A 12,624-nucleotide genomic window follows, 5' to 3' on the forward strand; every position below is an offset into this window, starting at 1 on the left:
CCTTTGCCCGCCGGAGGCAAAACTTAAACCAAAATCAAAACCGCCCCGGCCCAAACACCCCCGGATCGACCTCACCCGCTTCCTGCCCCAGCAACAGCCGCGCCGCCATCTCCGCCGCCGCAGGGGCCGTCTGGATGCCAAAGCCCCCCTGCCCCGCGCACCAGAAGAAGCCCGACACCGCCACATCCCAGCCGTACACCGGCAACCGATCCGGCGCGAAACTGCGCAGGCCCGCCCAGCGATGCTCGACCGCCTCAACGCGCCAGTCTACCACGCCTTCAAAGCGATCAATCGCCACGGCCACATCAATTTCCTCGGGCGCAACATCGCAGGGCGGCACGGGCGTCTCATCGTGCGGGGTCAGCCAAAGCCGCCCGCCCTCGGGCTTGAAATAGAACGTGCCGGCGATGTCCATCACCAGCGGCATGTCGCCCTGCGCCTCCGGGGAAACGCGGATTTGCGCCATGGTCCGCCTTAACGGCTGGATGCCCACGGGCCGCGCCCCGGCCATCGCGGCCACTTCGTCGGCCCATGCGCCCGCCGCATTGACCAGCACCCGTGCGCCGATCTCGCGCCCATCCTCAAGGGTCAGCGCCCAATCATCCCCCCGCCGGGCCTCGGCCAGCCGCGCGCGGGTCCACACCTCACCCCCACCACGCCGAAAGGCCGAAAGGTAATGCTGATGCAGCCCCGCCACGTCGATGTCGCGGCATGACGGCTCGGCCAACCCGGCCACCCATTGCGGGTCGAGGCCGGGCACCTGCGCCTCCATCGCGGCGCGGTCCTGCGCGGGCAGATCGACGCCGACGCCGGTAAATTCCTGCGCAAAGACGTGCAATTCAGGCAAATCCTGCGCCCGCGCCAGATGCAGCCCGCCGCGCGGATGCAGAAAGCCCAGCTCCTCCAGCACCGGCCCGGAGGCCAGCGTCAAAGGCTGGACCTGCGGCCCGCCATAGGTTTCCTGCCAGAAGGCCGCGCTGCGCCCGGTGGAATGGTATCCGGGGCGGTCCTCACCCTCCAGCATGACCACCGACCCCGCGCCCCGCGCCATCAGATGCGCGCCCAGCGAGGCGCCCGCCATCCCGGCGCCCACGATTGCTATATCAAACCTCTGGCTCATCGCCCGACCCAAGCCGCTCAGAGCGCGCGGGTCAAGCCCGACCTGACGGGCAACGCCACATGCTCGCTCAGAAACGCCTCGATCCGCGCCATGGCGGGCGCACGCACCGCGTCCACCTCGCGCAGGATTTCATGGGCGGCCTCGGGGCCAAAGCTCATGATCTCGCCATGGGGCAAACGCTGCGCCGCCTTCAGATTGGCGCGGTGGCACACCAGCCCGTCGGCGGCGGTCGAGAGAATCAGCACCGGCGTCTGCACAGCCTCCAGCACGCCGGGGGCCATGAATGTCTCCATCGAGCGCAGCCCCGCCACCATCCAGCCCCAGCTGGCCGGGCCCATCGCCAATTCGGGCCGCGCCGCCCGCCAGTCCGTTTCCTGCTGATAGCGCCGCGCATCATGAGTCAGCAGGCCCTTGCGCGCATGGAGCGAGCTGGCCGGTTTTTCGCCCGCGTTCCAGGCCGGGCGCCGCGCATCGCCCAGTTTCAACATCGCCCAGCCCAGCGCCTTTTGCGACCAGAACGGCGCCCCGCCCGCCGCAAAGCCCAGCATCGGCGCCGAGAGCACCAGCGCATCAGGATCAACCCGCCCCTGAGCTAAAGCCCGTAGCGCCAGATGCCCGCCCATCGAATGGCCGATCAGCGCGACCGGCCCCGCCTGCTCGACCCGCCATTGCGCCCAGAACGCGGCCAGATCCTCGATCCACACGCCGAAATCATCGACATGCCCGGTGCTCGCATCCATGCCCAGCCGCCCCGATCCGGCCTGACCGCGCCAATCGAGGCTGGTCACATGCCAACCGGCATCGCGCCATTCCGCCAGCGACTCGAGGTATTTTTCATAGAAATCGCCCCGTCCGGGCATAAACAGCAGGCTGCCGCGAGCAGGATGGCGGGGGGAAAGATCGATTCGGCGGATCGGCCAGCCGTCCGGCGCCATCCATATTTGTTCAACGCCGCCCTCGGGAAGTTCCATTAATACCTCTTTTCCGCCTTAACGCCCGCCAGCCCCCCGATCACGCCCGCATCCACCATTTGCGCGCCTTGCGTTGGTTACTGTTTGGTAAGTCATAACCACTAAGACGGGACTCTGAAACAGCCAGAGGTCCGCATGCTTGGTTCGCCCATTTCCTACGGTTTGCTGATCGCCTTGGCAATCGCGCTGCTGGTGGCGGCCTATACCGACATCCGGCGGCGTCAGATCGACAATGGGCTCAACGCCGGGATCGCTCTGGCCGCGCCGCTGTTCTGGTGGGCCAGCCATATGGGGCTGGCCGACATCGGGTGGCAACTGGCGCTGGCGGGCGGGGCCTTTGTGGTGCTGGCAGGCTTGTTTGCGATCGGCGCGATGGGCGGTGGCGATGTGAAGCTGCTGGTGGCGCTGGCGCTGTGGATCAAACCGGTGTGGTTTGCCCAGTTGCTGATGGTGATGGCGGTGTCGGGCGGGGTGCTGACGGTGGCGCTGGCCGCATGGCATGTGGCGCGGCGACATCAGCGCAGACCATCGATTCCCTATGGCATTGCCATTGCCCTTGGCGGGCTCTGGGTGATTGCTTCGGGCTATTTATTTCCTGCCGCCGGAACCGTTCTGGCGGGGTGATCGAATGTTAACCAATCTAGCGGATATTTCCGTTCGTAAAGCGTTAAACGCGTAAGGGGCTTGTGCGGCAATGGATAGACGAAGGCTGATGCTGTTGATTGGCGCGATGGTCATCGCGATCGGCACAGCGCTTGCTGCCCGCAGCATGCTGTCGGGCGGCAATGCGGCCCCTGTCGTTCAGGCGGCCCTGCCCGTGGCGCCCACCGGGCCCAAGGTGCTGGTGGCCCAGCGCGCGTTGCCTCCCGGCACGATCATCACGGCCGACGCGGTCAATTTTCAGGATTGGCCCGGCAATCTGATGAAGGAAGCCTATTTCGTTGACGGCAAGATCGACATGAACAAGCTGATCGGCACCGTCGTTCGCTATCCGATCACCGCGGGCCAGCCGCTGACGCAGGGCGCGCTGGTGGCGCCGGGCGACCGGGGCTTTCTGGCTGCGGCGCTGGGCGCGGGGATGCGCGCGATCACGATCACCGTCTCGGAAAAGTCGGGCGTGGCCGGCTTCATCTTTCCGGGCGACCGGGTGGACATCATGCTCACGCAAACCATTCGCGGCAATGGCGGCGACGCACAATCGCTTAACGTGACGGAAACCGTCCTGCGCAATCTGCGCGTGCTGGCCACCGACCAATCGACCGAGAACCAGACCAACGAGGGCAAGACCGTGGTGCGCACCTTCCACACGGTCACGCTGGAGGTCACGCCCAAGATCGCCGAAAAGATCGAGGTGGCCCAGGCCGTCGGCGCGCTCAGCCTGACGCTGCGCAGCCTGGCCGACAATCAGGGCGATCTGGACCGGGCGATCGCCAATGGCGCGGTCAAACTGCCCGAAGGCGCGTCCAAGGCGGATGAAAACCGCCTGCTCGCCGCCGCTTCGCGCCCCTCGGCCTTTGGCGGATCGGGCGGCGAATCGATGACCACGGGCGCCGAAGTCTCGCGCTTTCAAAAGCGCACCCTGCCCCCCAGCGGCCCGGTGATGGCGGCGGCGGGCGGAGCCCCCTCGATGGGCGCGCCGGTCGTGGCGCGCGCCAGCAGCAATGGCGTGCGCGTGATCCGCGGACGCGACACGCAAACCGTTTCCATGGGCGCCAACGGCCAGCCGGTTCAGGCGATTGCCAACGGCATGGGCGCAGCGGGCAATGCCTTTGGCGGCGGCGCGGCCGCCCCGCTGGCCCAACCTTGAGATGAGAGGCCCCAGAATGCAACACCGCCTCACCCTTCCCCTTTCTCGCCCGCTGGCCGCGATCGCGCTGGCCTCGGTTTGCGTGACGGCCCTTGCGCCCGCCGGTCTCAGCGCAGGCCCGGCCCATGCGGCCAAAAAACCCGGGGCCAAGACCGCAACCACCGCCAGGCCCACCCCGCGCCCGATGATGGCCCCCGTCAACGGCCCCAGCCACGAGACCATGCGCCCCTATGCGCCCGTGGCGATCAGCGGCCCTTCGGCGGCGATGGCGGTGGCGCTGGGTCGCGGACAACTGGTCAACCTGCCCTCTGCGATGAAGGATGTCTTTGTCGCCGATGACAAGATTGCCGACGTTCAGGTCAAATCGAACAACCAGCTTTACGTCTATGGCCGCAGCGCGGGCGAAACCACGATCTATGCCAGCAATGCCGCCGGCCAGGTGATCTGGTCAACCAATGTGCGCGTGGCCAGCAACATCGACAGCGTTGACCAGATGCTGCGCGTGGCCATGCCCGAATCGCACATCAACGTGGCAACGCTCAGCGCGAGCACCTATCTGCTGACCGGCACCGTGGGCGCGCCCGAGGATGCGGCCGAGGCCCAGCGCCTCGTCACCGCCTTTCTGGGCAAGGATGCCAATGTCATCACCCGCCTGAAGACGGCCACCCCGCTACAGGTCAACCTGCAGGTCCGCATCGCCGAAGTCTCGCGCTCGCTGGCCAAGCAATTGGGCGTCAATCTGACCAGCATCGCCAATGGCAGCAACGGCTTCCAGTTCGGCGTTTCGCAGGGCCGGGCGGCGGCCTCGACCTATGTTCCCGGCTCGCCCATGGGCGTCGGGGGCAAGACCACCTATGACGTAACCACACCGACCGGCACGACGACCAAGGACGGCACCTCGATCTCGGCGCTGTCCACCGCCACCACGCTGGCCGGGGCGGGCTCGCTGTTCGGGCTCAACATTCTGGGCACGCTGGATGCGGGCGAACAGATCGGTCTGGTCACCACGCTGGCCCAGCCCAACATGACTGCGCTCTCGGGCGAAACGGGCGAGTTTCTGGCGGGCGGCGAATTTCCGATCCCCATCTCCTCGGGTCTGGGCACCGTCTCGATCGAATACAAGAAATATGGCGTCAGCCTGAGCTTTACGCCCACCGTCCTGTCCGATGGCCGGATCAGCATGCGCGTGCGCCCCGAAGTTTCCGAACTGTCGAGCCAGGGCGCGGTCACGCTCAACGGCTATTCGATCCCCGCGCTTTCCACCCGGCGCACCGAAACCTCGGTCGAGCTGGGTTCGGGGCAAAGCATGATGATCGGCGGCCTGCTGCAGAACAAGGCCAGCAACACAATCCAGAAGATGCCCGGCGCGGGCGACCTGCCGATCCTGGGCGCCTTGTTCAAATCCACCAGCTTTATCAAGGGCGAGACCGAGTTGGTGATCGTCATCACCCCCTATCTGGTCAAGCCGGTCAATGACGGCGACATCAAGCTGCCCACCGACGGCATGCAGACCGCCAATGACATTCAACAGGTGGCCGCCAACATGCTGAGCGATGGCAAGAGCGGCGTGGACCGCGCCAAGCCCAGCCTCAAACCGGCCGAAACCGGCGGGACCCCGCCCAAAAAGGTGAGCGAGGCGGAAGGCCGCGCCGCGCCGCCCGTCAAGGCCGGTGAACGCGCCATGGCGGGCCAGGACGGCCAACCCGGCTTCAGCCTGAATTGAGAGGAGAAGCAGCGATGAACAGGATGACTTCTCCCCTTCTGGCCGCCTTGGGCCTTTCGCTGATGCTTTCGGCATGCGGGGGCGTGGCGGAAAACCGGATGCTGTCCAGCGTCAACCAGCCGGTGGTGAGCCACAACAGTTTTGCCCTTGACGTCATCACCGGGCCGGGCGGCCTCTCGCGCGCCGAGGCGCAGCGGGTGTCGGGATGGTTCGACGCGCTGGGTCTGCGCTATGGCGACCGAGTGGCGATCGACGACCCGCTCAAAAGCGAGGCGACGCTGGCTGCGCTTTCCGATCTGGTCGGGCGGCGCGGGCTTCAGATCAGCCGCGAGGTGCCCGTGGGCGAAGGCAGCGTGAATGCCGGAATGGCGCGCATCGTGGTGACGCGCGCGGTGGCGAGCGTACCCAACTGCCCCAATTGGGCCGATAACAATGAAACCAATTTCAACAATGCCACCAGCCGCAATTTCGGCTGCGCGGTCAACGGCAATCTGGCCGCGATGGTGGCCGATCCCGATCACCTGCTGGCCGGTGCGAGGGGCAAGGGCCAGACGGTGGTGATGACCAGCAACAAGGCCATCGACGCCTATCGCGCGGCCAAACCTTCGGGCGATGGCGGCACCTCGGTCAAGAAAGTCGGCACCGGAGGGGGCAATTAAGCCATGAACGCACCATGGAAACCCGGATCGGCCCCGTCGCGCGACAGTTTCGCCGCCTATGTCTGCGATGATGCCACGCTCGACGTGATGCGCCCCTTGGCCGCCGATTTCGGCTGGGCGCCGGAAAAATGCACCCGCGGCGGGTTGCGCAGCGCGGTTCAGGCGCTTTCGGTCTCCTCCTCGCCCGCCATTCTGGTGGTCGATCTGTCGGAAAGCGGCGATCCGCTGGGCGACATCAACGCGCTGGCCGAGGTATGCGAGCCGGGCACGGTGGTCATTGCCATCGGTCAGGTCAATGACGTGCGCCTCTATCGCGACCTGCTGGGCAGCGGCATCAACGATTACCTGCTCAAGCCGCTGTCGGCGGGGCTGATGCGCGATGCGCTGATGCAGGCGCAATCCATGCTCAACGCCCCGCGCGCCGCCGAGGCGGGGGCCGACACGCAGCATCTGAGCACCGCCGTCATCGGCACGCGCGGGGGCGTGGGCGCCTCGACCGTGGCCAGTTCGATCGCATGGCTGTTTTCCGCCGACCACAAGCAACCCACCGCCCTGCTCGATCTGGACATCCATTTCGGCACCGGCGCGCTGGCCCTTGATCTGGAGCCGGGCCGGGGCTTGAGCGATGCCATCGAAAACCCCAGCCGCATCGACGGCCTGTTTATCGAACGCGCGATGATCCGCGCGGGCGAGCATCTCTCGCTGCTCTCGGCCGAGGCGCCGATCAGCCATCCGCTGCTTACCGACGGTTCGGCCTTTGTCAGGCTGGAGGAGGAATTCCGCCACGCCTTTGAGCATACGGTCATCGACCTGCCCCGCAACATGCTGATCAATTTTCCGCATGTGCTGGCCGATGTGAATGTCGTGCTGCTGGTGACGGAACTGACGCTGGCGGGCGCGCGCGATGCGATCCGCATCCTCTCGTGGCTGCGCGCCAATGCGCCCCATGCCCAGGTGATGGTGGTGGCCAACCGCGTCCAATCGGGCATGGCCGAAATCAGCAAGGCCGATTTCGAAGCCTCGATCGAACGCAAGATCAACGTGGTCATTCCCTTTGACCCCAAGGCCGCGATCCATTGCGCGAAACTGGGCCAGACCTTTGCCGAGGCCAACCGCGCCACCAAGGCGGGCGCGGCGCTGCGCGATCTGGCGCTCTCGGTCAAATCGCTGATCGCGGTCGAGGCCAAGGAGGGCAGCGCCCCGAGCGAGCGCAAATCGCTGCTGGGCAAGATCGACCTGATGAGCCTGCTGGGCGGCAAGAAGGACGGGGCGAAGGAAAAGGCGCGCTGATATGGACACGGTCCAGATCCTGCTGATCACCTTTGGCGCAGGCGGCGTGCTGATGCTGCTGGCGCTGGCCTTTGGCGGGCCGTCGCCGGCCAAGGAAGGCGCGCGCCGGTTGCAATCGGTGCGTTTCCGCCATTCCGAAAGCGCCACCGACAAGGTCGAGGCCCAGATGCGCCGCGCTCTGGCCCAGCGCCGCCCGACGATCAGCAGCGATGGCGGCCCGCGTTCCCAGCTCGAAATGCTGGCGCTGCGCCTGCACCGCGCGGGCAAGACATGGACCGTCCAGCAATATCTTCAGGCCTCGGGCGCCTTGACGGCGGTGGTGACGCTGCTGCTCTGGCTCAAGACCGGCTCGCCGATGCTGGCGCTGATGGTGGGGCTGCTGGTGGGGGCGGGCGTGCCGCATATGGTGGTGGGCTATCTCATCCGCAAACGCTATGATGATTTCACCGCCAAGTTTCCCGATGCCATCGAACTGCTGGTGCGCGGCCTGCGCTCAGGGCTTCCGGTGACCGAAACGCTGGGCATCGTCTCGACCGAAGTGCCCGGCCCTGTGGGTCAGGAATTCAAGCTGGTGACCGAACGCATCAAGATCGGCCGGGGCATGGACGAGGCGTTGCAGGACACCGCCGACCGGCTCAACATGGCCGAATTCAACTTTTTCTGCATCACCATCGCCATCCAGCGCGAAACGGGCGGCAATCTGGCCGAAACGCTGGGCAATCTGGCCGATGTCCTGCGCAAGCGCGCCCAGATGAAGCTGAAGATCCGGGCGATGAGTTCGGAATCGAAGGCCTCGGCCTATATCGTCGGCTCGCTGCCCTTCATGGTGTTTTTGATGATCAATTGGGTCAATCCGCAATATCTGGCCGGGTTTTTCTCCGATGATCGCCTGATCATCACCGGGCTGGGCGGGCTGACATGGATGGGCATCGGCGTGTTCATCATGGCCAAAATGGTCAGCTTCGAGATCTAAAGGGGGACCGCGATGGAACAGGCAGCCGCAACCCACCCCCATATTCTGGGCTTTGACGTGTTTTTCATCGGCACGCTGCTGGCCGGTGTGGCCGCGATCATGGTGATGGTGGCGATCTATGCCGCCCTGACCGTGCGCGATCCGATGCAAAAGCGGGTCAAGGCTCTGAACGAGCGGCGCGAGCAGTTGAAGGCGGGCATCATGGCCCACACGCCCAAAAAACGCGCCCAGATCGTCCGCCGCTCCGATACGACCGACGCCATCCGCTCGATCCTCAACAAGCTCAAGGTACTGCAGGACAGCCAGTTGGCCGATGCCCAGCAAAAGCTGGCGCAGGCGGGCATCCGCAACAAGGAATGGGCGGTCGCGATCATCTTTGGCCGCATGGTGGCGCCGATCATTCTGGGCGGGCTGGCGGCCATCGTGATCTATTGGATCAATTATTTCCCGCTGTGGAGCGATTTCAAGAAATTCATGGGCTTTGCGGCTGCGGTCGTCGGCGGCTACAAAGGCCCCGACATCTATGTCCAGAATATGATCACCAAGCGCACCGCCGCGATCCGCAAGGGTCTGCCCGATGCGCTCGACCTGCTGGTGATCTGCGCCGAGGCGGGCCTGACGGTGGACGCGGCCTTTTCGCGCGTGGCCAAGGAACTGGGCCGGGCCTATCCCGAACTGGGCGATGAATTCGCGCTGACCGCCATCGAGCTGTCCTTCCTGTCCGAACGCCGCCAAGCCTTTGAAAACCTTGCCTATCGCGTGGCGCTGGATTCGGTGCGCGGGGTGGTGACGACGATGATCCAGACCGAGCGCTACGGCACGCCGCTGGCCTCGGCGCTGCGCGTGCTGTCGGCCGAATTCCGCAACGAACGCATGATGCGCGCCGAGGAAAAGGCCGCCCGTCTGCCCGCGATCATGACCGTGCCGCTGATCCTGTTCATCCTGCCGGTGCTGTTCATCGTCATCCTTGGCCCGGCGGCCTGCTCGATTGCCGACGCCTTCAGCAGCGGCCCGGCGGCGACGAAAAAGTAAGCCTGCGAACAAAAACGCTGTCCTACAGCAAACCTATCCGGTTATAAGCCGCCACCATCCCGCGCCGTGATCCGCATCGGGGGCCGTCGACAGCCCCCCATCGGCCCCGGCAAGGGAGGACCGGCAGGCGTTGTGGGGCAAGGGCGGCGACATCCCAGTCGCCAGCGCACCCAACCGCCAAAAAGCCAGCGGGATCAAAAGGATGGACGGATGCCTGCGAGCCCGCCCGCCATCCACCCGGCTGATGAGGGCCGAGCAGGGACATTGGCGTTTGCCCTGCCCTTCGCCACAGCGCCAAAGCGCCGCCCTTGCGCACCAAGGCGGCCCGCCATGCCTGCCGGTCCACGGCCATGCATACGCGGCCTCTTATCCGCATTGGCCCGCGGAGGCGCGGCTATGCCCGCCCTAAATCTGACGATGCGATTCGAGATATTGCTCGGGAATGCGCAGGATCTCGGCGGCAATCTGGGTCTCGCGCAGGAACAGCCACAGGCCCCACATCAACAGCGCCACCGAAATCAGAAAGCCCCCCGCCGCCACGCGTTCGAGCGGCACCGACACCATTTCCTCCAGAAACAGGATCGCCACCGTCAGCCCAATGCACAGGCCCGACATCACCAGCACGCGAATGGCCTTGGTATTCAATTGGATACGCAGATCGACCTGGCGCATTTCCAGCACCACAATGTCATGCGCGGCCCCGGTGGTTTCGCCGTACAGTTTTTGCAAAGCGCGCGCCCGGTCAACAATCCGACCCAGCCGGGTGGACAGGATGTTCATGATATTGCCGATCGCCACCAGAACGAAAACCGGGGCAAGGGCAAGCTGGATGGTATGCGCGATCATGGGCCTCTGCATAATTCAAGCCATGGCCAAACCCAAGGCCCGGCCATTCCAATTCACAGGAACCAGCTTTGTTTCCACCCGAAAACCGATTCGACCGCGCGCCCGGCCCCGTCGCGCGCGGGGTTGAAACGAAAACGCTCCATCGCCATCCGGCATGTCAGCGCGTCGGCTGCGGGATCGCGGCTGGGCCGATGGACGCGGCAGGCGGTCGGGCGGCCATCGGCGCCCACCGTGATCGCCACGATGACATAATCGCCCAAACGCGCCGCCGCCCCTTCACGCGGATAATCCCGGGCGGCGATGGTTCCGGCGATCTTGACCGCAGGGCCGCCCCCGCCCTGCCCCATGCCCGAGCCCCCCGTGCCGCCGCCCTCGCCCGATGATGCCGCGCCGGTTCCGGCCCCGGTGCTGGCGCCGGACGATTGCGCCGCCCCGGTGCTGGCCACAGGGGGCGCAACAACCGGGCGCAGCGCCACAACGGCCTTGGGCGCGACCACCGCGCGCGGCACCGCCTTTTCGCCGGCGGCTCCCTTGGGCGCGGCGGCCTGCGGGCTGGATTGCGGTTTGGGCGGCGGTGAGGATGGCGGCGGCGGCAGGGTGAAATCGATGCTGGCCATCGCGCCCGCCGCCCCATTGCGCAGCCCATCCACCCCGCGCCCCAGCCCCAGCAAAGCCAGCAGCACCACAAGCTGCACCCCGCCCGCCAGCACGGCGGCGCCAAGGCGCGTTCGAGGGGAAGATGGCTCCATGCCCCGGCTCTAGCACCAACGCCCCGTCGGGCACCAACACAAAGGGGGCGGAAAGCCCAAGCCTTCCGCCCCCTTATGCGAAACCTGAAACAGGCTTACTTCTTCAGCGTGCCCAGATAGGCCACGATGTTGGCGCGCTCGGTCGCATCGGGGATGACCATCGCCATGCGGCTGCCGGGCACCAGCTTGGTCGGACCGGCAATCCACTGATCGATCAGCGCCGGGGTCCACACCTTGCCATAGGCCTTGAGCTGGGGCGAATACATCGCGAAATCGGTCGAACCGGCCTTGCGGCCCACCACGCCCAGCAGGTTGGGGGCCATGGTGCCCTTCTGGCCCGCGCCGACCACATGGCACAGCTGGCACTTGGTCTTGAACGAGGCCGCACCCTTGGCAGGATCACCGGCAGCAGCAGCAGGAGCGGCAAAACCCAGAGCCATCGTGGCGGCGGCCACCAGCGCGGCAGCGGGGGTAAACAGTCGCGACATCGTCTTTACATCCTCTTTTCAAGCGGCATGCCCGGAAATGCAGAATCACTCCGACCATTCGTTTCGTGGGCGCTCATGCCCGCAAAGTGGCGGGGAAAGCAAGCGTTGAGAAAGGCCCGATCGTGTTCATAAACAACACGATCCTGCACCCTTCGCTCTGGCCCTGCCGCCCCGCGCCCCACAATGCGCAGTTTTGCGCTGTCGCCTGAATATCGGACATATTGGCTGTCGGCGCGCTGAATGGGATTTACAATCTTTCGATCTTTTGCGTGGCCTCATCGATGATCCGCGCCACCTCGAAAGGCAGATCCTCGCCCGCCCCGTCGCGCCCCAGACGCTCCATGACGGCAGCGCGCAGATTGTGGACCGCGCGGCGCACAGGCGCACCATCGGTCCGCTCGGCCTGCGCGGCCAAGGCCTTGAGACGCGCGAACAACGCCTCGATTTGCTCGCCCTTGCCCTCGATTTCGGCGCGGCCAAGGTCGCTGATGGCAAACAGGCGGCGCTTGCCCCCGGCAGTGTCCACCTCGACCACCAGTTCCATCTCGCTCAGCATCACCAGCAGCGGGTACAGCACGCCGGGGCTGGGCTGATAGGCGCCGCCAGACTTTTCCGCAAAGGCGCGGATGATCTGATAGCCGTGCTGGGGCGCATCGGCCAGCAGCGCGAGGACCAGCAGGCGCAATTCGTCGCCGTCATACAGCTTGCCACGGCGCCCGCCAAAGCCGCGCCCGCCACCAAAGCCACCGCCGCCACGGGGGCCGCCAAAACCGCCGCCGCCGAAACCGCCGCGCCCGAATGGCCCGCCTTCAAACCCGCCATCAAACCCTGCGGCAAAGCGCCCATGCGGGCCGTGGTGTCCATGATGATGGCCGTGATGGCCAAAGCCGTGGGCGCCCCGGCGCCCGTGTTTTCCCCAATGATTTCCAATGCTCGATCCGAACATGGCATACTCCTTTATATCGG

At 65.8% G+C, this 12,624-nt stretch carries 13 protein-coding genes; 7 read left to right on the top strand and 6 right to left on the bottom strand.

Annotated features, from left to right (window positions below; translation table 11 throughout):
- Window positions 1–34: 34 nt before the first annotated feature.
- Together PQ467_RS14530 and PQ467_RS14535 are read right to left on the bottom strand one after the other, a co-directional pair.
- The gene (locus PQ467_RS14530; protein ID WP_274174086.1) at window positions 35–1,120 is read right to left on the bottom strand and encodes an NAD(P)/FAD-dependent oxidoreductase; all 1,086 of its coding nucleotides are present in this window, start codon (window positions 1,118–1,120) and stop codon (window positions 35–37) included.
- Between the two features lie 17 nt (window positions 1,121–1,137).
- Window positions 1,138–2,091, bottom strand: a complete 954-nt coding sequence (locus PQ467_RS14535; protein ID WP_274174087.1) for an alpha/beta fold hydrolase — start codon at window positions 2,089–2,091, stop codon at window positions 1,138–1,140.
- A gap of 135 nt (window positions 2,092–2,226) precedes the next feature.
- Here PQ467_RS14535 and PQ467_RS14540 point away from each other — a divergent pair, with 135 nt between their 5' ends.
- The 7 genes from PQ467_RS14540 (at window position 2,227) to PQ467_RS14570 (ending at window position 9,575) form a co-directional block, all read left to right on the top strand.
- Window positions 2,227–2,715, top strand: coding sequence for an A24 family peptidase (locus PQ467_RS14540; protein WP_274174088.1), 489 nt, complete (start codon window positions 2,227–2,229; stop codon window positions 2,713–2,715).
- 70 nt (window positions 2,716–2,785) lie between these two features.
- Complete coding sequence (gene cpaB, locus PQ467_RS14545; protein WP_274174089.1) at window positions 2,786–3,898, top strand: Flp pilus assembly protein CpaB; 1,113 nt, start codon at window positions 2,786–2,788, stop codon at window positions 3,896–3,898.
- A gap of 16 nt (window positions 3,899–3,914) precedes the next feature.
- Entirely contained in the window at window positions 3,915–5,621 is a 1,707-nt protein-coding gene (locus PQ467_RS14550) for a type II and III secretion system protein family protein (protein WP_443192951.1), read from the top strand.
- Between the two features lie 23 nt (window positions 5,622–5,644).
- Window positions 5,645–6,280: a CpaD family pilus assembly protein gene (locus tag PQ467_RS14555; RefSeq protein ID WP_274174090.1), complete on the top strand. Its 636-nt coding sequence runs from the start codon at window positions 5,645–5,647 to the stop codon at window positions 6,278–6,280.
- A gap of 3 nt (window positions 6,281–6,283) precedes the next feature.
- The gene (locus tag PQ467_RS14560) at window positions 6,284–7,570 is read left to right on the top strand and encodes a pilus assembly protein CpaE (protein ID WP_274174091.1); all 1,287 of its coding nucleotides are present in this window, start codon (window positions 6,284–6,286) and stop codon (window positions 7,568–7,570) included.
- A 1-nt stretch (window position 7,571) separates the two neighbouring features.
- Window positions 7,572–8,543 carry a type II secretion system F family protein gene (locus PQ467_RS14565; RefSeq protein WP_274174092.1) on the top strand — a complete coding sequence of 324 codons (972 nt, stop codon included), beginning with the start codon at window positions 7,572–7,574 and terminating at the stop codon, window positions 8,541–8,543.
- Between the two features lie 12 nt (window positions 8,544–8,555).
- Window positions 8,556–9,575, top strand: a complete 1,020-nt coding sequence (locus tag PQ467_RS14570) for a type II secretion system F family protein (RefSeq protein ID WP_274174093.1) — start codon at window positions 8,556–8,558, stop codon at window positions 9,573–9,575.
- Between the two features lie 405 nt (window positions 9,576–9,980).
- Here PQ467_RS14570 and PQ467_RS14575 read toward each other — a convergent pair whose 3' ends face one another.
- The 4 genes from PQ467_RS14575 to PQ467_RS14590 all read right to left on the bottom strand — a co-directional run bounded on the left by PQ467_RS14575 (window position 9,981) and on the right by PQ467_RS14590 (window position 12,604).
- Window positions 9,981–10,421 carry a DUF2721 domain-containing protein gene (locus tag PQ467_RS14575; protein ID WP_274174094.1) on the bottom strand — a complete coding sequence of 147 codons (441 nt, stop codon included), beginning with the start codon at window positions 10,419–10,421 and terminating at the stop codon, window positions 9,981–9,983.
- A 53-nt stretch (window positions 10,422–10,474) separates the two neighbouring features.
- The gene (locus PQ467_RS14580; protein WP_274174095.1) at window positions 10,475–11,170 is read right to left on the bottom strand and encodes a TonB family protein; all 696 of its coding nucleotides are present in this window, start codon (window positions 11,168–11,170) and stop codon (window positions 10,475–10,477) included.
- Window positions 11,171–11,265: 95 nt separating this feature from the next.
- Entirely contained in the window at window positions 11,266–11,658 is a 393-nt protein-coding gene (locus tag PQ467_RS14585) for a c-type cytochrome (RefSeq protein ID WP_274174096.1), read from the bottom strand.
- 247 nt (window positions 11,659–11,905) lie between these two features.
- Window positions 11,906–12,604, bottom strand: coding sequence for a PadR family transcriptional regulator (locus PQ467_RS14590; protein WP_274174097.1), 699 nt, complete (start codon window positions 12,602–12,604; stop codon window positions 11,906–11,908).
- Window positions 12,605–12,624 lie beyond the last annotated feature (20 nt).

It is taken from the genome of Novosphingobium sp. KACC 22771 (assembly GCF_028736195.1).
Taxonomy (GTDB): domain Bacteria; phylum Pseudomonadota; class Alphaproteobacteria; order Sphingomonadales; family Sphingomonadaceae; genus Novosphingobium.

Excerpts from the sequence above, each read along its gene's own strand:
- PQ467_RS14540 (WP_274174088.1), top strand. The coding sequence starts at position 2,227 with ATGCTTGGTTCGCCCATTTCCTACGGTTTGCTGATCGCCTTGGCAATC.
- PQ467_RS14590 (WP_274174097.1), bottom strand. The coding sequence starts at position 12,604 with ATGTTCGGATCGAGCATTGGAAATCATTGGGGAAAACACGGGCGCCGG.
- PQ467_RS14565 (WP_274174092.1), top strand. The coding sequence starts at position 7,572 with ATGGACACGGTCCAGATCCTGCTGATCACCTTTGGCGCAGGCGGCGTG.
- PQ467_RS14535 (WP_274174087.1), bottom strand. The coding sequence starts at position 2,091 with ATGGAACTTCCCGAGGGCGGCGTTGAACAAATATGGATGGCGCCGGAC.
- PQ467_RS14550 (WP_443192951.1), top strand. The coding sequence starts at position 3,915 with ATGCAACACCGCCTCACCCTTCCCCTTTCTCGCCCGCTGGCCGCGATC.
- PQ467_RS14530 (WP_274174086.1), bottom strand. The coding sequence starts at position 1,120 with ATGAGCCAGAGGTTTGATATAGCAATCGTGGGCGCCGGGATGGCGGGC.
- PQ467_RS14580 (WP_274174095.1), bottom strand. The coding sequence starts at position 11,170 with ATGGAGCCATCTTCCCCTCGAACGCGCCTTGGCGCCGCCGTGCTGGCG.
- cpaB (WP_274174089.1), top strand. The coding sequence starts at position 2,786 with ATGGATAGACGAAGGCTGATGCTGTTGATTGGCGCGATGGTCATCGCG.
- PQ467_RS14575 (WP_274174094.1), bottom strand. The coding sequence starts at position 10,421 with ATGATCGCGCATACCATCCAGCTTGCCCTTGCCCCGGTTTTCGTTCTG.
- PQ467_RS14585 (WP_274174096.1), bottom strand. The coding sequence starts at position 11,658 with ATGTCGCGACTGTTTACCCCCGCTGCCGCGCTGGTGGCCGCCGCCACG.
- PQ467_RS14560 (WP_274174091.1), top strand. The coding sequence starts at position 6,284 with ATGAACGCACCATGGAAACCCGGATCGGCCCCGTCGCGCGACAGTTTC.
- PQ467_RS14555 (WP_274174090.1), top strand. The coding sequence starts at position 5,645 with ATGACTTCTCCCCTTCTGGCCGCCTTGGGCCTTTCGCTGATGCTTTCG.
- PQ467_RS14570 (WP_274174093.1), top strand. The coding sequence starts at position 8,556 with ATGGAACAGGCAGCCGCAACCCACCCCCATATTCTGGGCTTTGACGTG.